Annotated in this window: 14 protein-coding genes; all 14 read left to right on the top strand. The window is 59.9% G+C overall.

Translation table 11 applies throughout. From position 1 onward, the window contains the following. Positions 1 to 135 precede the first annotated feature (135 nt). The 14 genes from JZX88_RS16795 to JZX88_RS16730 all read left to right on the top strand — a co-directional run bounded on the left by JZX88_RS16795 (position 136) and on the right by JZX88_RS16730 (position 18,208). Positions 136 to 801, top strand: a complete 666-nt coding sequence (locus JZX88_RS16795) for a GntR family transcriptional regulator (protein WP_065117156.1) — start codon at positions 136 to 138, stop codon at positions 799 to 801. 101 nt (positions 802 to 902) lie between these two features. Beyond that, positions 903 to 1,490 (top strand): ANTAR domain-containing response regulator, encoded by a 588-nt coding sequence (locus tag JZX88_RS16790; protein WP_065117436.1) that lies wholly within the window; start codon positions 903 to 905, stop codon positions 1,488 to 1,490. Between the two features lie 33 nt (positions 1,491 to 1,523). Next, entirely contained in the window at positions 1,524 to 2,813 is a 1,290-nt protein-coding gene (locus tag JZX88_RS16785; protein WP_206914225.1) for a CmpA/NrtA family ABC transporter substrate-binding protein, read from the top strand. 380 nt (positions 2,814 to 3,193) lie between these two features. Then, on the top strand, positions 3,194 to 4,486 hold the full coding sequence (locus JZX88_RS16780; protein WP_142856598.1) for a CmpA/NrtA family ABC transporter substrate-binding protein: 1,293 nt from the start codon (positions 3,194 to 3,196) through the stop codon (positions 4,484 to 4,486). A gap of 115 nt (positions 4,487 to 4,601) precedes the next feature. Beyond that, positions 4,602 to 5,495 (top strand): nitrate ABC transporter permease, encoded by an 894-nt coding sequence (gene ntrB / locus JZX88_RS16775; protein ID WP_065117159.1) that lies wholly within the window; start codon positions 4,602 to 4,604, stop codon positions 5,493 to 5,495. A gap of 70 nt (positions 5,496 to 5,565) precedes the next feature. Then, positions 5,566 to 6,363, top strand: a complete 798-nt coding sequence (locus JZX88_RS16770; protein WP_035225183.1) for an ABC transporter ATP-binding protein — start codon at positions 5,566 to 5,568, stop codon at positions 6,361 to 6,363. Positions 6,364 to 6,368: 5 nt separating this feature from the next. Continuing rightward, positions 6,369 to 8,816 (top strand): nitrite reductase large subunit NirB, encoded by a 2,448-nt coding sequence (nirB, locus tag JZX88_RS16765; protein ID WP_206914224.1) that lies wholly within the window; start codon positions 6,369 to 6,371, stop codon positions 8,814 to 8,816. 5 nt (positions 8,817 to 8,821) lie between these two features. After that, entirely contained in the window at positions 8,822 to 9,157 is a 336-nt protein-coding gene (gene nirD / locus JZX88_RS16760) for a nitrite reductase small subunit NirD (RefSeq protein WP_003505867.1), read from the top strand. Between the two features lie 214 nt (positions 9,158 to 9,371). Further along, positions 9,372 to 12,020, top strand: a complete 2,649-nt coding sequence (locus JZX88_RS16755) for a nitrate reductase (protein ID WP_206914223.1) — start codon at positions 9,372 to 9,374, stop codon at positions 12,018 to 12,020. Next, positions 11,992 to 13,470: a siroheme synthase CysG gene (gene cysG / locus JZX88_RS16750; protein ID WP_206914222.1), complete on the top strand. Its 1,479-nt coding sequence runs from the start codon at positions 11,992 to 11,994 to the stop codon at positions 13,468 to 13,470. The genes JZX88_RS16755 and cysG overlap by 29 nt, the downstream gene beginning before the upstream one ends. A gap of 141 nt (positions 13,471 to 13,611) precedes the next feature. Further along, on the top strand, positions 13,612 to 14,385 hold the full coding sequence (locus tag JZX88_RS16745; protein WP_110760376.1) for a DeoR/GlpR family DNA-binding transcription regulator: 774 nt from the start codon (positions 13,612 to 13,614) through the stop codon (positions 14,383 to 14,385). A gap of 108 nt (positions 14,386 to 14,493) precedes the next feature. Continuing rightward, a complete protein-coding gene (glpD, locus tag JZX88_RS16740) occupies positions 14,494 to 16,017 on the top strand; it encodes a glycerol-3-phosphate dehydrogenase (RefSeq protein ID WP_206914221.1) in 1,524 nt (507 codons plus the stop codon). 37 nt (positions 16,018 to 16,054) lie between these two features. Beyond that, complete coding sequence (locus JZX88_RS16735; RefSeq protein ID WP_142856582.1) at positions 16,055 to 17,125, top strand: ABC transporter ATP-binding protein; 1,071 nt, start codon at positions 16,055 to 16,057, stop codon at positions 17,123 to 17,125. A gap of 12 nt (positions 17,126 to 17,137) precedes the next feature. Further along, positions 17,138 to 18,208 (top strand): ABC transporter ATP-binding protein, encoded by a 1,071-nt coding sequence (locus JZX88_RS16730; protein ID WP_206914220.1) that lies wholly within the window; start codon positions 17,138 to 17,140, stop codon positions 18,206 to 18,208. The last annotated feature ends 1 nt before the right edge of the window (position 18,209 follow it).

The following is an 18,209-nucleotide window of genomic DNA, read 5'->3' as shown; positions in this document are numbered from 1 at the left end:
TGGACGTTATGCGCATGAATTCATCACGTTTTTTTCGTGCTTTGCTAATGCTTTGTGCTATGGGCAATCATGCCGTGTCCGAACATGCCTGTCACGGAATTCCCGATGCTGCATTGCTCTTAGGAAAGGAGCGCCATGACGGAAACGATAGAGGGTCTGCCGCTTGCGGATCGATTGGCCAAGGGTATCCGTACCCTGCTGATCTCCGGTGAGCTGATGCCGGGACAGCGCCTTTCGGAGGCAGCCTTCAGCGAACGTTTCGACGTTTCCCGCAATTCGCTGCGTGAAGCCTTTCGGCTTCTGACGAAGGATGGGTTGTTGCGCCATGAGGCCAATCGCGGCGTGTTCGTCGCCGTGCCCACCATGGCATCGGTGATTGATATTTACCGGGTGCGGCGCATGGTGGAATGTGGTGCACTGCGTCAGGCCTGGCACAAACATCCGGCCATCCGGGTCATGCGGGCTGCCGTCGAAGACGCCAAAGTCAAGCGTGAGCAGGCCGACTGGCTGGGTGTGGGCAGCGCCAACATGAAGTTCCATGCCGCCGTTGTGGATCTTCTCGACAGCGTCCGCCTCAGTGATTTTTACGAGCGCATCGCCGCCGAACTCAGGCTTTGCTTCGGCCTGCTGAATGATCCTGAACAATTGCACTCCCCGTTCGTGGACATGAACAGCAAGATTCTGTCGCTGATGGAGGAAGGCAAGGCTGCCGAGGCGGGCAACGAGATGGAAATCTATCTCAACCTTTCCGAGCGCACGGTTTTGAAGGCGCTCGAGCGCGCCGTCGAACACGCGTCGTGACATGACGGGCAGCAGGCAGGAAATCGGCGCTTGCTGCTCCCTTCATTTTTTGCTGGCGCAGCCGATTGCCAAGTTTGCTGCGCTGCGTCATCAATGCTGACATGACGCTTCGCGACCTCACCATTCTTGTCATAGACGAAAACGCGATCCGCGCCTCCATCATCGAGGAGGGGCTGCGTGAGGCCGGCTATCATCGCGTCACCGTCATTCATGAGGTGAACGGCGTGGCGCGCACCATCGAGACGCTGCAGCCCGATGTCATCTTTATCGATCTTGAAAATCCCAACCGTGACATGATGGAGCATCTGTTCCAGCTGACGCGCACCGTTGGGCGCCCCATTGCCATGTTTGTCGATCGTTCCGACACCGCATCCATCGAGGCGGCCGTCGAGGCCGGCGTTTCCGCCTATGTGGTGGACGGGCTGAAGAAGGAAAGGGTCAAGCCGATCCTCGACATGGCGGTCAGCCGCTTCAATGCCTTCAGCCGCCTGCAGCAGGAACTGGCCGAGGCGAAATCGGCACTGGAGGAACGCAAGGTCATCGAGCGTGCCAAGGGCATTCTGATGAGGATGCGCGGCCTTTCCGAAGAGGAGGCCTTTGCGCTTTTGCGGCAGACGGCGATGAACGAGAAAAAGAAAATTTCCGAGATCGCGCAAAGCGTGGTCACCGCGGCCGGTCTGTTGATGTGACAAAGGCCAGCCGGACAGTGTGGAGTGAATGATATGGCGGCACCGGAAAAAACGGCCGGATCAGACAGCGGAATGACGACAGGCGCACCGGCAATCGTTGCCAGCGACCGACAGAAAATCCTGCGCGCCGGTTTTATCCCGCTCGTCGACGCCTCCGTTCTGATTGCCGCGGCCGAATTCGGTTTTGCCGAACGCGAAGGCCTGTCGCTCGATCTCGTCAAGGATGTGTCCTGGGCCAATGTGCGCGACCGGCTGGCGTTCCGGCAATTCGATATCGCCCATATGCTGTCGCCCATGCCTGTCGCCTCCATGCTCGGGCTCGGATCCAATCCGTCGCCGACGATCACACCCTTTTCACTTGGGAGCGGTGGCAATGCGATTACGCTTTCGACCCGGCTGTTTGCGCGGATGAAGGCTTTGACCGGGCTTTCCGAAACGGCGGGAGCGCTCGAAAATGCCGAGGCGTTGAAGCGTGTGCTCGATGACATGCGGGCGCGCGGCGAAGCGCCGCCGACGCTCGGCATGACCTATCCGTTTTCCTCGCACAATTACGAATTTCGCTATTGGCTCGCGGCCGGCGGCATTCATCCCGATCACGACGTCAAGCTTGTGGTGGTGCCACCGCCATTGACCTCGGATGCGCTGGCGGCCGGCGCCATCGATGGTTTCTGCGTCGGTGCGCCGTGGAACATCGTTGCCGCCGAACGCGGCGTCGGCAGGATCGTCGCGGCCAAACAGGACCTGTGGCCGTCGGCGCCGGAAAAGGTGATCGGCATGAGGCCCGAATGGGCGGAAAGCCAGCGGGAAACGGTTGGTCGGCTGCTGACGGCCCTCGACGCCGCTGCGCGCTGGTGCGACGTTTCTGAAAATCATGACGCGCTCAGCAGGGCGCTTGCCGATCCCCGATATATTGGCGCGCCTGAAGGCATCATCCGCCGCGTGCTTGCCGGTGAGTTCAGCATTGATAGCCAGGGCAATCGCCGGGTGATCGACAAATATTTCACCTTCCATGACGGCCATGCGAATTATCCGCGGCAGAGTCAGGCATTGTGGATTTACAGCCAGATGATCCGCTGGGGACAGGTGGAATTTTCCGAGGTGGGTGTAAACGCCGCCCTCTCCGCTTATCGGCCGGATATTTATCGGGCGGCGCTGGGTGACGGAAATGCACCTGATGATGCCGACATCCGTATCGAGGGGCAGGAAGAAGGGGACCGTTTCGTGGATGGTTTGGTGTTCGATCCCGCTGATATCGAGGGTTATGTGAACGGCTTTTCCGTGCGCACATCCGCACCGTCTTTCCCTTCCTCGGGCGATGCCTGACGGGCCGTCGACCTTGCAGGCTGCGCAAATTTCAAGCGTGGAATTTTTTGCTTTGCACAAACGGCAGACAAGAAATGCGCTGATTAAAATTTAATCAATCGTCTTGATTTCATAAATTATCTTTTTATATCAAATATATAAGTCTAATTTGCCAATCTGGCACGCAGCTTGCTTCTTCCTGTTTGCACCGGTCAACGGCGATCGGGGCAAGCAAGGCGCGACATAGGCGCTTTCAGAAGACACAGACGTCGCAAGGTTTTGCTGCCTGGAACACCTCCCGTTCCGCAGGCGCAAACACCGAGCGGCGTTTTTTTATTTTCAGGTTTTTTCGCAAGCGAAAACGTCACCCGCAGAGGTGGCCCAATAAGGGGAACATGCGAATGAAAAAGATATTCTCCGGCGATGTCAGCCGCCGCACGATACTGAAGACGACAGCCACCGCCGCCCTTGTCAGCGCCGTGCGCGTGGCCTTTCCGTCCGGCGCTTTCGCCGCAACGGCGGAGCCGGAGGTGAAGGGTGCAAAAATCGGCTTTATCGCGCTCACCGATGCCGCCCCGCTCATCATTGCGGCGGAAAAGGGCCTGTTCGCCAAACATGGCATGCCCGATGTCGAGGTTCTGAAACAGGCCTCCTGGGGTGCGACACGCGACAATCTCGTGCTCGGCGGTGCATCGAACGGCATCGACGGCGCGCATATTCTGACGCCCATGCCCTATCTCATGCACACCGGCAAGGTGACCCAGAACAATGTGCCGGTGCCGATGACCATCCTCGCCCGCCTCAACCTCGACAGTCAGGGCATTTCCGTCGCCAGGGAATATGCCGAAACCGGCGTTCAGCTCGATGCTTCCAAATTGAAGGCTGCTTTCGAGAAAAAGAAGGCTGAGGGCAAGGAAATCAAGGCCGCCATGACCTTCCCCGGCGGCACGCATGATCTCTGGATTCGCTACTGGCTTGCCGCCGGTGGCATCGACCCGGACAAGGACGTCTCCACCATCGTCGTTCCGCCGCCGCAGATGGTCGCCAATATGAAGGTCGGCAATATGGACGTCTTCTGTGTGGGCGAACCCTGGAACGAGCAGCTCGTCAATCAGGGCATCGGTTTCACGGCCTGTACCACCGGCGAACTCTGGAAGGGCCATCCGGAAAAGGCGCTCGGCATGCGTGCGGACTGGGTGGAAAAGAACCCCAACGCCACCAAGGCGCTGCTGATGGCCGTGATGGAGGCGCAGCAATGGTGCGATGAGATGGCAAACAAGGAGGAGATGTCCACCCTCCTCGGCAAACGCCAATGGTTCAACGTGCCGCCGAAGGATGTTCTCGGTCGCCTCAAGGGCAATATCAATTACGGCAACGGCCGGGTGCTGGAAAATACCGGCCTGCAGATGAAGTTCTGGCAGGACCATGCATCCTATCCCTTCCGCAGCCATGACAGCTGGTTCATCGCGGAAAACATCCGCTGGGGCAAATTCGCACCCGATACGGATGTGAAGGCGCTGGTGGAGAAGGTGAACCGTGAGGATATCTGGCGCGCGGCGGCCAAGGATCTCGGCGTTGCCGATCTTCCCGCCTCCACCTCGCGCGGCAAGGAAACCTTCTTCGACGGCAAGGTCTTCGACCCTGAAAATCCGTCCGCCTATCTCGAAAGCCTGTCCATCAAGGCGGCCTCCTGAGGAGGAGACCCGGGGTATCGCCCTTCATCCGCCAGATGCGCTGCCCAACCGGCGCGACTGAAGACCGGATGAGGGGCGAACCCCAGACCGCAACCGAAATCAAGAGGAAATGCCCATGTCCGCATTGGCCCGAAAATTCAATGAAGAGCCGCAACAGCCGGTCGCAAAGAAGGCAAATGTCGTATCGCTTGCGCCGAAACAGTCGCCAGGGATCGATTTGCGTAAATGGGGTGCGGCGGCGGCCCGCAACATCATACCGCCGTTTGTCGTTCTCGCCATTCTGCTCGGCGTCTGGCAATTGCTCTGTTCTGCCCCCGGCTCATCGCTGCCGCCGCCGAGCCAGGTTTTCGAGGAGAGCTACGATCTCATCGTATCGCCGTTCTTCCATAACGGTTCGCAGGATATCGGCCTTGGCTGGCGCGTGCTGGTCTCGCTGGAACGGGTGGCTTACGGTTTCGGCCTTGCCGCCATCGCCGGCATTATCATGGGCGCGGTGATCGGCCAGTCGGTCTGGGCCATGCGCGGTCTCGACCCGATCTTCCAGGTGCTGCGCACCGTGCCGCCGCTTGCCTGGCTGCCGCTGTCGCTGGCCGCCTTTCAGGACAGCAACCCGTCGGCCATTTTCGTGATCTTCATCACCTCCATCTGGCCGGTCATCATCAATACCGCAGTCGGCGTGCGCAATATTCCGCAGGATTACCGCAACGTGGCGCAGGTGCTGCGGCTCAACCAGCTCGAGTTCTTCTTCAAGATCATGCTGCCTTCGGCGGCACCCTACATCTTTACCGGCCTGCGTATCGGTGTCGGCCTTTCGTGGCTCGCGATCGTCGCGGCGGAAATGCTGACCGGCGGCGTCGGTATCGGTTTCTTCATCTGGGATGCGTGGAACTCCTCGCGCCTGCCCGACATCATCGTCGCGCTTGTCTACATCGGCGTCGTCGGCTTCGTGCTCGACAAGCTGGTGGCGGCGCTCGGCAAGGTCATCACCCGCGGCGCCGCGGCGAATTAAGAGACAAGCAATTCCAGGAAAAGTGGGAACCGGTTTTCCGTCCGGAATTGCGCCAGAGGAGAAATCAATCATGAACGCTTATCTGAAGCTCGATCATATCGACAAATATTTCGACAAGGGCGGTTCGCGTGCAGAGGTGCTGAAAGGCATCAACCTCACCATCGAAAAAGGCGAATTCGTCTCCGTCATCGGCCATTCCGGCTGCGGCAAGTCCACCATGCTCAACCTTATTGCCGGGCTGACGAAAGTGTCTGCCGGCGCCGTTCTGCTCGAAAACCGCGAGGTCAACGAGCCGGGTCCGGAGCGCGCCGTCGTTTTCCAGAACCACAGCCTGCTGCCTTGGCTTTCGGTTTATGAAAACGTGAACCTCGCCGTCGAGAAGGTCTTCCGCAATACCAAGACCCGGGCCGAGCGGCATGACTGGGTCATGCGCAATCTCGATCTCGTGCAGATGGCTCATGCGAAAGACAAGAAACCTTCGGAAATTTCCGGCGGCATGAAACAGCGTGTCGGCATTGCCCGCGCGCTTGCCATGGAGCCGAAGATCCTGCTGCTGGACGAGCCCTTCGGTGCGCTGGACGCGCTGACGCGTGCCCATCTCCAGGATGCGGTGATGGAAATCCACGCCCGGCTCGGCAACACCATGGTCATGATTACCCATGATGTCGATGAGGCGGTGCTGCTCTCCGACCGTATCGTGATGATGACCAACGGTCCCGCCGCCCATATCGGCGAAGTGCTTGACGTGCCGCTGGCACGCCCGCGCAACCGCATCGAGCTCGCATCCGACAAGACCTACCTCAAATGCCGCGAGGCCGTGCTGAAGTTCCTCTACGAACGTCACCGCTTCGTCGAAGCTGCGGAGTAACGACCATGACGCAAAAACTCGTCATCATCGGCAATGGCATGGCGCCGGGGCGCATGCTGGAAAACCTGTTCGAAACTGCCCCTGGCCTTTACGACGTCACCATTTTCAACGCCGAGCCGCGCGTCAATTACGACCGCATCATGCTCTCGCCGGTGCTCTCAGGCGAAAAGAGCTATGAGGATATCGTCATCCACAATGACGAATGGTACGCCGCCAATAACGTTACCCTGCACAAGGGCGCGAAAGTCACGGGCATCGACCGGGACAGGAAAACCGTTACCAGCGAAAACGGCATCACGGTTTCCTACGACAAGCTGGTGATCGCCACCGGTTCGTTGCCCTTCATCATTCCCGTCCCCGGCCATCAATTACCGGGCGTGCTCGCCTACCGCGATCTCGACGATGTGACGAAGATGCTGGCGATCGCCGAGGGCAAGGGCCGCGCCATCGTCATCGGCGCCGGTCTCCTCGGGCTGGAAGCCGCCTATGGTCTCAAGCGCCAGGGCATGGATGTCACCGTTATTCACCTGATGCCGACGATCATGGAGCGTCAGCTCGATCCGGCAGCGGCCTATCTTCTGGAAAAGGCGCTCAATGAGCGTGGCATCGACATCATCACCAAGGCCAATACCAAATGCATTCTGGGTGAGGACAAGGTCGAAGGCATCGAGCTGGAAGACGGCCGTGTCATCAAGGGCGACATGGTGGTGATGGCGGTCGGCATCCGTCCTGCCTCCGGTCTCGCCAGGGAGGCCGGTATCGCCGTCAATCGCGGCATCGTGGTGGATGACGGCATGATGACGTCGGACGCCTCGATCTATGCGCTCGGCGAATGCGCCGAGCATCGCGGCATGTGCTATGGCCTCGTTGCGCCGCTTTATGAATCGGCGCGGGTGCTGGCAGACCGGCTGTGCGGCGGTTCGGCCGAATATCATGGCTCCGTCACCAATACGAAGCTGAAGGTCACCGGCATCAACCTGTTTTCCGCCGGTGATTTCGCCGAAGGTGACGACCGCGAGGAAATCGTGCTGCGCGATGCCACGGCCGGTGTCTATAAGCGCCTGATCCTCAAGGAAAACCGCATCATCGGCGCGGTGCTATACGGCGAGACGGCGGATGGGTCGTGGTTCTTCGACCTGATGAAGAAATCGACCGATATTTCCGCCATGCGCGAAACCCTGATCTTCGGCCAAGCCTATCAGGGAGGGTCTCCGCTGGACCCTATGGCGGCCGTTGCAGCCTTGCCGGATGATGCGGAAATCTGTGGCTGCAACGGCGTTTGCAAGGGCAAGATCACCTCGGCCATCACGTCCAAGGGGTTGACCTCGCTGGATGATGTGCGCGCACATACCAAGGCGTCCGCCTCCTGCGGCAATTGCACTGGCCTTGTCGAGCAGCTGATGACGATAACGCTCGGCGACAGCTACAATCCCGCTGCCGTGCAGCCCATGTGCAAATGCACCGATCTCGGCCACGACGATGTGCGCCGTCTCATCAAGGCCAAGGGGCTGAAAACCATCCCAGCCGTGATGCAGGAGCTGGAATGGAAGACCTCCTGCGGCTGCGCCAAATGCCGGCCGGCGCTCAATTATTACCTCGTCTGCGATTTTCCGGATGAATATGCCGACGATTACCAGTCGCGTTATATCAACGAGCGCATTCACGCCAATATCCAGAAGGACGGCACCTATTCCGTCGTGCCGCGCATGTGGGGCGGGGTCACATCCTCCACCGAACTCCGGGCGATCGCGGATGTGGTCGACAAGTTCGAAATCCCGATGGTGAAGGTGACCGGCGGCCAGCGCATCGATCTTCTCGGCATCGAGAAGGAGGATTTGCCGGCCGTCTGGGCTGATCTCGGCAAGGCCGGCTTCATTTCTGGCCAGGCCTACGCCAAAGGTTTGCGCACGGTCAAAACCTGCGTTGGCCAGCAATGGTGCCGCTTCGGCACGCAGGATTCCACCGGCCTTGGCATCCGCATCGAAAAATTCATGTGGGGCTCGTGGACGCCCGCCAAGCTGAAACTTGCCGTTTCAGGCTGTCCGCGCAACTGCGCGGAGGCCACCTGCAAGGATATCGGTGTCATCTGCGTCGATTCCGGTTTCGAGATCCATTTTGCCGGTGCCGCCGGTCTCGATATCAAGGGTACGGAAGTTCTGGGTCTTGTCAAAACCGAGGATGAGGCGCTGGAGCATATCGTGGCGCTGACGCAGATGTATCGCGAACAGGCGCGCTATCTCGAGCGCATCTACAAATGGGCCAAGCGCATCGGTCACGACGAAATCCGCCGCCAGATCATGGACGATGCGGAAAAGCGCAAGGCCTATTTCGACCGCTTCGTCTTCAGCCAGAAATTCGCGCAGGTCGATCCCTGGTCGGAACGCGTATCCGGCCACGACAAGCACGAATTCAGGCCCATGGCGGCAATCGGTTTCAGTGAGGCGGCGGAGTGAGAACGATGGACAGCAACTGGATCGATATTGGCGACATCTCCGATATTCCCCTGCGCGGCGCGCGTTGCGTGAAAACGCCGATGGGCAAGATCGCCGTGTTCCGCACGGCGGAAAATCAGGTCTTCGCGATTGAGGACCATTGCCCGCACAAGGGCGGGCCGCTGAGTCAGGGCATCGTGCATGGGGCTTCGGTGACATGTCCTTTGCACAATTGGGTCATTTCGCTGGAAACCGGCAAGGCCTTGGGGGCGGATGAGGGTGAGGTGAAGACCATTCCGGTGCGTAATCTGGATGGAAGGCTTTCGATAGCGCTCGAAACCCTGATGATCGCGGCGGAGTGAATTGCGATGGCGGCGTCGTTACCCCCCTCTGTCCTGCCGGACATCTCCCCCTCAAGGGGGGAGATCACTCGCGGCACAAACTTCCATTCACAACTGGCGTCGTCGCCGGTGGAGAGGGAACGAGGAGCCTTCCGTTTGTCGATCTCCCCCCTTGAGGGGGAGATGTCCGTCAGGACAGAGGGGGGGTACCGCCACACACTGAGAGGGCAAACCCATGCCCGTTGAAACCAAAACCACCTGTCCCTATTGCGGCGTCGGCTGCGGCGTCATCGCCACCGTCAATGATAATGGTGCCGTTTCCGTCAGAGGCGATGAGGATCATCCCGCCAATTTCGGAAGACTGTGTTCCAAAGGTTCGGCTCTGGCTGAGACCATCGATCTCGACGGACGCCTGTTCCATCCCGAAATCGCTGGCAGGCGGGCGGCATGGGACGAAGCGCTTGACCTCGTCGCTTCCCGCTTTTCTCAAGCCATCGTCGAACACGGTCCGGACTCCGTTGCCTTTTACGTCTCCGGCCAATTGCTGACCGAGGATTATTACCTCGCCAACAAGCTAATGAAGGGTTTTATCGGCTCGGCCAATATCGATACGAATTCAAGGCTCTGCATGTCGTCTTCCGTCGCCGGCCATCGCCGCGCCTTCGGGGCCGATACGGTGCCGGGCACCTATGAGGATATGGAGCTTGCCGATCTGGTGATCCTCACCGGTTCCAATCTCGCCTGGTGCCATCCGGTTCTCTACCAAAGGCTTGCCGCGGTAAAGGCCACGCGGCCGGAAATGAAAGTCGTTGTCATCGATCCGCGCTGGACGATGAGCGCTGATATTGCCGATATGCACCTCGCCATCCGCCCGGATGGAGATGTGGCGCTGTTTACCGGCCTGCTGGCGCATCTTTCCGATAGTCCTGCAATCGATCGCGGTTATGTGGAAAACCACACGGTCGGTTTTGATGCTGCGATGCAGGCAGCAACCGGATACAGTCTGCCGGAGATCGCCGAAGCCACGGGCCTGACGATTGCCGAACTAATTTCCTTCTACGAGTTGTTCGAACGCACGGAAAAAACCGTCACCTGCTACAGCCAGGGCGTCAACCAGTCGCAAAGCGGCACGGACAAGGTCAACGCGATCATCAATTGCCACCTTGCCACGGGTCGTATTGGCCGGCCGGGCATGGGGCCGTTTTCGCTGACCGGCCAGCCGAACGCCATGGGCGGGCGTGAGGTCGGCGGGCTGGCCAATATGCTGGCCGCCCATATGGCTATCGAAAATGCCGAGGATCGCGACCGCGTGCGGCGCTTCTGGGCCTCACCCGCCATTGCGGAAAAACCCGGCCTGAAGGCGGTGGATATGTTCAGGGCCGTGGCTGATGGCCGCATCAAGGCGCTGTGGATCATGGCGACCAATCCGGTGGTTTCCATGCCGGATGCCGGCGCCGTCGAGGCGGCCATCAAGGCCTGTCCTTTCGTCGTGGTGTCCGATGTCATGGCCAATACCGATACGGCCCGCCACGCCCATGTTCTCCTGCCATCGCTCGGCTGGGGGGAAAAGGATGGTACGGTCACCAATTCCGAACGGCGGATTTCCCGCCAGCGCGGCTTTCTCGATGCGCCGGGCGAAGCGAAAGCGGATTGGTGGCAGATGGCGGAAGTGGGCCGGCGCATGGGTTTCGGCACGGCCTTCGGATACCGCCAGCCATCGGAGATTTTTGCCGAACATGCCGCCCTCTCCGGTTTCGAAAATGCGGGCAGTCGCGATTTCGATATCAGCGGTGTCGAACGGAATTCCTATGATGCGATGACGCCGTTTCAATGGCCGAAGGCCGGATCGGGTGATGCCTTCGTTACCCGCTTTTTCGCGGATGGCCGGTTTTACCATACCGATGGCAAGGCGCGGTTCATCACCACCACCCTGCCGGAGACAGGCAGGACATCGGCGGATTATCCGCTGACGCTGAATACCGGCCGCATCCGCGATCAATGGCACACCATGACCCGCACCGGCAAAAGCGCGCGTCTCACAGCGCATATCGCCGAGCCTTTCGCCGAGCTTCACCCGCGCGATGCGCAGGCGCTGGGCATTGAAAGCGCCGATCTGGTCGAGCTGGAAAGCCCCTATGGCAAGGTTCTGCTGCGGGCGCTGGTCAGCGAAAGGCAGGCGCGCGACTCGGTCTTCGCGCCGATGCACTGGAACGATCAGTTCGCCTCGCGGGCGCGCATCGATGTGGTTGTGGCCCCGGTCACGGATCCGCATTCCGGCCAGCCCGCCTCGAAAAACGTGGCGGTAAGGGCAAGGCGTTTCGAAGCGAAGGCCTATGGTTTCGCCATCTCCCGCACCCGGCCGGATGCGCCGGATTGCGCCTATTGGGCCACAGCCAAAGCGGATGGCGGTTATCGCATGGAGCTTGCCTTCGAGGAGGAGCCGCAGGACTGGACGCTTTGGGCGCGGCAGGTGTTTGGCATCGATGTCAGGATCGAGCCGCTGGGTTACAGCGACCGGCAGACCGGCGATCTGCGCCTAGCCTTTTTTGACGGTGAAACCTTGCTTGCCGCACTGTTCGTCGCCAATCAGCCAGTGGCCGTTGCCCGCAACTGGGCGATATCGCAATTGACCGAACGTCATGAGGATCTGCGCATGCGGTTTGCGCTGGTTGCCGGTCGCCCCGGTGCCGGGCGCGCCGATCCGGGCGCCACCGTCTGCTCCTGCTTTAACGTCGGGGTGAACCAGATCACGGCGGCCATCCGTGATGGATGCCACAGCGTCGAAGCCATCGGCAAGGCATTGAATGCCGGAACGAATTGCGGCTCCTGCCGCGCCGAAATCAGGGGGATCATCGATGGATGCCTTAAAACCGCAGCGGAATGAACCGGCCCGCATGGAAAGATTAGCCAAGTTGCCCGTCTTCTGGGGGCTTGAGGGCAAGCGCGTGGTGCTGGCGGGCGGATCGGATGGGGCCGCCTGGAAGGCGGAACTGCTGCTGGCCTGCGGGGCGGAACTGCATGTTTATTGCGAGGAAAGCGAGCTTTCGGAAAGCTCTGCAGCGCTTATCGCGAAAAGCCCGATGCTGACATGGCATGATCGTTCGTGGGACGCCGATATTTTCAAAGGCGCGGAACTGGCGCTGGCGGATTGTGAAACCGATGCCGAAGCCGAAAGATTTTACCATGCCGCGCGGGCGGCCGGCGTGCCCGTCAATATCATCGACAAGCCGGAATTCTGCCAGTTCCAGTTCGGCTCCATCGTCAATCGCTCGCCGGTGGTGGTGTCTATCTCCACTGACGGTGCAGCACCTATTCTGGCGCAGGCCATCCGCCGGCGCATCGAGACATTGCTGCCGCTTTCGCTCAAGGATTGGGGCGCGCTTGCCCAGGTGATCCGCGAGCGTGTCAATCTGCGGCTCGTCCCCGGTTCGGCACGGCGATCTTTCTGGGAAAAATTCGTCGACCGGGCCTTTACCGAGAGGCTGGATGACGGCAGCGAAGAACGATTGCTCACGGATATCGGAACGCAGGCCAGTCGGGAAGGTTCAAGTGCCGGATTGGTGACGCTTGTGGGTGCCGGACCGGGCGATGCCGAGCTTCTGACGCTGAAAGCGGTGCGCGCTTTGCAGGCCGCCGATGTCATCCTGTTTGACGATCTCGTGTCAGTGGAGGTTCTGGAACTGGCACGGCGTGAAGCAAAACGCATGTTGGTGGGGAAACGCGGTGGCCGGGAAAGCTGCAGGCAGGAGGACATCAATGATATGATGATCCGTCTCGCCAAGGCGGGCAAACGGGTGGTGCGGCTGAAATCCGGTGATCCGATGATTTTCGGTCGCGCAGGTGAGGAGATAGCGGCGCTGGAAGCCGAAAATATTCCGGTCGAAATTGTGCCCGGCATTACTGCCGCAAGCGCCATGGCCTCACGCCTTGGCGTTTCCCTGACCCATCGTGACCATGCCCAGTCAGTCCGCTTCGTTACCGGACACTCCCGGCAGGGAAAGCTTCCGGAGAATATCGACTGGCAGTCCCTGTCCATTCCTTCCGTGACCACCGTCTTTTACATGGGCGGTCGAACCGCCGCGAATATCCAGTCATCCCTGCTCGCCCATGGCATGTCCGCTTCGACGCCGGTCGTTGTGATGATTTCCGTCAGCCGTACAAATGAGCAACGCTGGTGCGGTTCGCTCGCGCAACTGGCCGCGGCGGTCGAGAGACTGGGCGTGAACGAGCCTGTGCTGATCGGGGTCGGTGATGCATTCCGTTCCGCTTCCGTGGCGTTTTCCGGCACCGGAAAAGAAGAAGGCGCTGTAATGTTCGCCCAGAAGGCTGGCTAACAGGTTTTTTGTTCGCGCCCCTGCGTCTTGCGGGACGTGTCCGTACACTGCTGGTGCCGTCGCAATAAAACCCTCCCTTGACATTGGTTTTTCGTTCGCTCTTCAATAAAACGAAAAAATTGAAAGAGGAGGGAGGGTGAAATGCTGCTCACACCGCGTCAGGATGAAATCGTCGCGTTGGCGAAAGCGAGCGGGCGGGTGCTGGTCGATGAGCTGGCGGCGCGGTTTTCGGTCACCCCCCAGACGATCCGCAAGGACCTGAATGATCTCTGCGATACGCGGGTTCTGACCCGCATCCACGGCGGCGCGCTTTTTCCAAGCGGCAATGAAAACGTTAAATACGAGGCGCGTCGGGCGATCGCCTCTTCCGAAAAGCAGGCGATCGGCGCCGCCGCTGCTGCTCTTATCCCCAACAACTCGTCACTCTTCATCAATATCGGCACGACGACCGAAGCCGTGGGTGAAGCGCTGGCGGATCATCACGAGTTGATGGTCATTACCAACAACATCAACGTTGCCAACAGGTTGAGGGTCTTTCCCGGTATCGAGGTGGTGATTGCCGGCGGTGTCGTCCGCGGTTCCGATGGCGGTATCGTCGGCGAGGCGGCGGTGGATTTCATCCGCCAGTTCAAGGTGGATTTTGCGGTCATCGGCGTTTCGGCCATCGATGAGGATGGCGCTTTGCTGGATTTCGACTTTCGTGAGGTCAAGGTCGCGCAGGCAATCATTTCCAATGCACGCCATGTCATTCTCGTGTCGGATTCGCTCAAATTCGAGCGCACGGCTCCGGTTCGTATCGGCCATCTTTCTCAGGTGCATACTTTCATCACCGATCATTGTCCGGTGGATTCTATCCGGTCCATCTGTGCCGATCATGACGTCCGGTTGATCGAAACCGAGATGCTCGAGTCCTGATCGGGACGGCCTATGAATTTCGTTTGACATTCGTTTTGTCTTCGAATTAGATGTCTGTGCTTTCAATATATCGATGAGGAGAGCGTCGATGAAAGCGCGGGAGGGTCCATGTCTGACGAGGCAATCCACGATATTTTCGTGATCGGCGGCGGTATCAATGGCTGCGGCATCGCGCGTGACGCCGTTGGCAGGGGTTATTCCGTCGCACTTGCGGAAATGAACGATTTTGCTTCCGGCACGTCCTCCGCCGCCACCAAGCTCATTCATGGCGGTTTGCGTTATCTCGAACATTATGAATTTCGTCTGGTGCGCGAAGCCTTGATGGAGCGCGAGATCCTGTGGGCCATGGCGCCTCACATCATCTGGCCCATGCGCTTCGTTCTGCCATTCCAGAAGGGCGGGGTGCGTCCGGCCTGGCTCGTTCGCCTCGGACTTTTCCTTTACGACCATCTCGGCGGCCGCAAGCTGCTGCCCGCCACCCGCTCGCTCGATCTGCGCCGCGATCCCGCCGGAAAGCCGCTGAAGCCGATCTTTGCCCGCGCCTTCGAATATTCCGACGGCTGGGTGGATGACGCCCGGCTGGTGGTTCTGAACGCCCGCGATGCCGCAGATCGCGGCGCCCTGATCCTCAACCGCACGCAGGTTGTTTCCGCGCGCCGGGAAGGCGCGTTCTGGCGGGTGGAGACGAAAAGCGCGACGGGTGAGGTCTCAACCTATCGGGCGCGCATGCTGGTCAATGCTGCCGGTCCCTGGGTCGACAGGGTTCTGTCTTCGACTTTCGGTAAGAACAATGTCCACAATGTGCGCCTCGTGCAGGGCAGCCATATCATTGTCCGCAAGAAATTTTCCGATCTGCGCGCCTATTTCTTCCAGAACCCGGATGGACGCATCATTTTCGCCATCCCCTATGAACAGGATTTTACGCTGATCGGCACGACGGATCGCGACTATACCGGCGACCCCCGGGCGGTTAAGATCAGCGATGAGGAAGTCAGCTATCTCTGTGGTGCGGCGAGCGAATATTTCGCTGAACCGGTTAAGCCTGCCGATATCGTCTGGGCCTATTCCGGTGTGCGGCCGCTCTTTGATGACGGTGCTTCGAAGGCGCAGGAAGCGACCCGCGATTATGTACTGAAAACCGAAGGGGCGGAGGGCGAGGCGCCGCTTCTCAATATTTTTGGCGGCAAGCTCACCACCTATCGGCGGCTTGCCGAACATGCTCTTGAAAAAATCGGCGATGCACTGGGTGAAAAGGGTGTGCCATGGACCGCGGGTTCGCATCTGCCGGGTGGAAATTTCGGTGCCGAGGCCTATGCCTCGGAGGTTTCTGCCCTGCGGTCGCGTTATCCCTTCCTTGATGAACGCCATGCCGGGCGGCTTGTACGTTGTTATGGAACGGATGCGGTGACCATGATCGGCTCCGTCACCGATGCGGCGGCGCTGGGTCGGCATTTCGGCGGCACGCTTTATGAAGCCGAGGTCCGCTGGCTGATGGCGCGGGAATGGGCGCTGACGGCGGAGGATATTCTGTGGCGCCGCACCAAGCAGGGGCTGTTCTTCACCTCTGAAGAGGTGCGCGGGCTGGAGGATTATATCGAAGACATTGCAGGTGGACGCTTGAAGGCAATCTGACGATCCGATCGAAAAGCGGAGGAGGCTTTGGATCACCATGCTTGAATTGCGAAACGTCTCGAAGATGGCCGGCGGTGAATATCATATTCACCCGACCGATCTGACGTTGCAGCGCGGAAGCCTGAACGTCCTGCTTGGACCGACGCTTTCGGGCAAGACGACGCTCATGCGCCTCATGGCCGGGCTGGATAAACCGACCGAAGGTTCGATCTTCTTCAACGGCGAGGACGTGACGGGCTGGCCGGTGCAGAAGCGCAATGTCGCCATGGTCTACCAGCAGTTCATCAACTATCCGGCGCTCAGCGTTTACGAAAACATCGCCTCGCCGATGCGGGTTGCGGGCAAGGATCAGGCAACCGTCGACAAAGAGGTCAGGAAGGCTGCCGAGCTTCTGAAGCTGACGCCCTATCTCGACCGCACGCCACTTAACCTCTCCGGCGGCCAGCAACAGCGCACGGCGCTTGCCCGCGCCATCGTCAAGAATGCCAATCTGGTTCTGCTTGATGAGCCGCTGGCCAATCTCGATTACAAGCTGCGCGAGGAACTGCGCGAGGAACTGCCGCGCATCTTTGCCGAATCCGGCGCGATCTTCGTTTATGCCACCACCGAACCTTCCGAGGCTTTGCTGCTGGGTGGCAATACCGCCACCCTCAACGAAGGACGGGTGACGCAGTTCAATCGCACGATCGAGGTTTATCGGCGTCCGGTGGATATCGTGACCGCAGAAATTTTCGCCGATCCGCCGCTGAACACCATCGAGGTCGTCAAGGTCGGTAGTGCTTTCACCCGCGCGGACCATGCCGTCGTGGCGGTTCCCGCACATCTTGCCGGCATGCCAGATGGCCCCGTCACCATCGCCTTCCAGCCGCACCACCTCTTCCCGCATGCGAAGGGTGAGGCGCGGCAATCCATCCGGGCGCGGACGCTGATTTCGGAAATCGCCGGATCGGAAAGCTTCGTGCATGTGGAATTTTCGGGCCGGCGCTGGGTCATGCTGGCGCATGGTATTCATGACATCGAGCCGGACAGGGATATCGAACTGTTTCTCGATACGCGGCATCTGATGGCCTTTGACGCGAATGGCCGCGCCATCGGCAAAGCGGCTTGAGGGAGATCGGTCATGGCACGCATCACGCTCGATCACATCCGCCACGCCTATAATGCCAGGGCGCAGGCTGCCGGCGATTATGCCCTGAAAGAAGTCCATCATGAATGGGAGGATGGCGGCGCCTATGCGCTGCTCGGCCCTTCCGGCTGCGGCAAGACCACGCTGCTCAACATCATTTCCGGGCTGCTGCGGCCGTCCGAAGGCCGCATTGCCTTCGACGGAACCGACGTGACCGATTTCGCCACTGAAGACCGCAATATCGCCCAGGTGTTCCAGTTCCCGGTCGTCTACGACACGATGACGGTTTACGACAATCTGGCCTTTCCGCTGCGCAACCGGCAGGTGCCGGAAGCCGAGGTCGATCGGCGGGTGCGGGAAATTCTCGAAATGACCGATCTTTCCGGCATGGCGAAACGCCGTGCGCGGGGTCTGACGGCGGACCAGAAACAGAAGATTTCGCTGGCGCGTGGGCTCGTGCGCTCCGATGTCAACGCCATCCTCTTCGATGAGCCGCTGACGGTGATCGATCCGCATATGAAATGGGTGCTGCGCTCACAGCTGAAGCGGCTGCACCGCCAGTCCGGTTTCACCATGGTCTATGTCACCCATGACCAGACCGAAGCGCTGACCTTCGCCGACAAGGTGGTGGTCATGTATGACGGGCAGATCGTTCAGATCGGCACGCCCGCCGAGCTTTTCGAACGGCCGGGACACACATTCGTCGGTTATTTCATCGGCTCGCCGGGCATGAACGTGCTGCCCGCCAGTATCGATGGTGCTACCGCAATGGTCGGTGGCCTCGGCGTACCACTGGCCGGTGCGCCAAAGGTTGACGCCGCACAGCGCATCGAGATCGGCATCCGGCCGGAGTTCGTGCGGCTGGAACGGGGCGGCATGCCCATCACTGTCGACAAGGTCGAGGATATCGGCCGGCAGAAGATCGTGCGCGGCCGGTTCGCCGGCCAGAAGCTCGCGATCGTCGTTGCCGAAGACGAGGAAATCCCGGCGGAAGCGGGTGTTCGCTTCGATCCGGCCGCCATCGGCGTCTTTGCCGATTCGTGGCGTGTGAAGATGGGGGCGTGAC

Source organism: Agrobacterium sp. OT33 (assembly GCF_017313365.1).
Classification (GTDB): Bacteria; Pseudomonadota; Alphaproteobacteria; order Rhizobiales; family Rhizobiaceae; genus Agrobacterium; species Agrobacterium rhizogenes_A.
The sequence above is the reverse complement of the archived record's forward strand: the minus strand, read 5'-3'. Positions and strand labels throughout refer to the sequence as shown.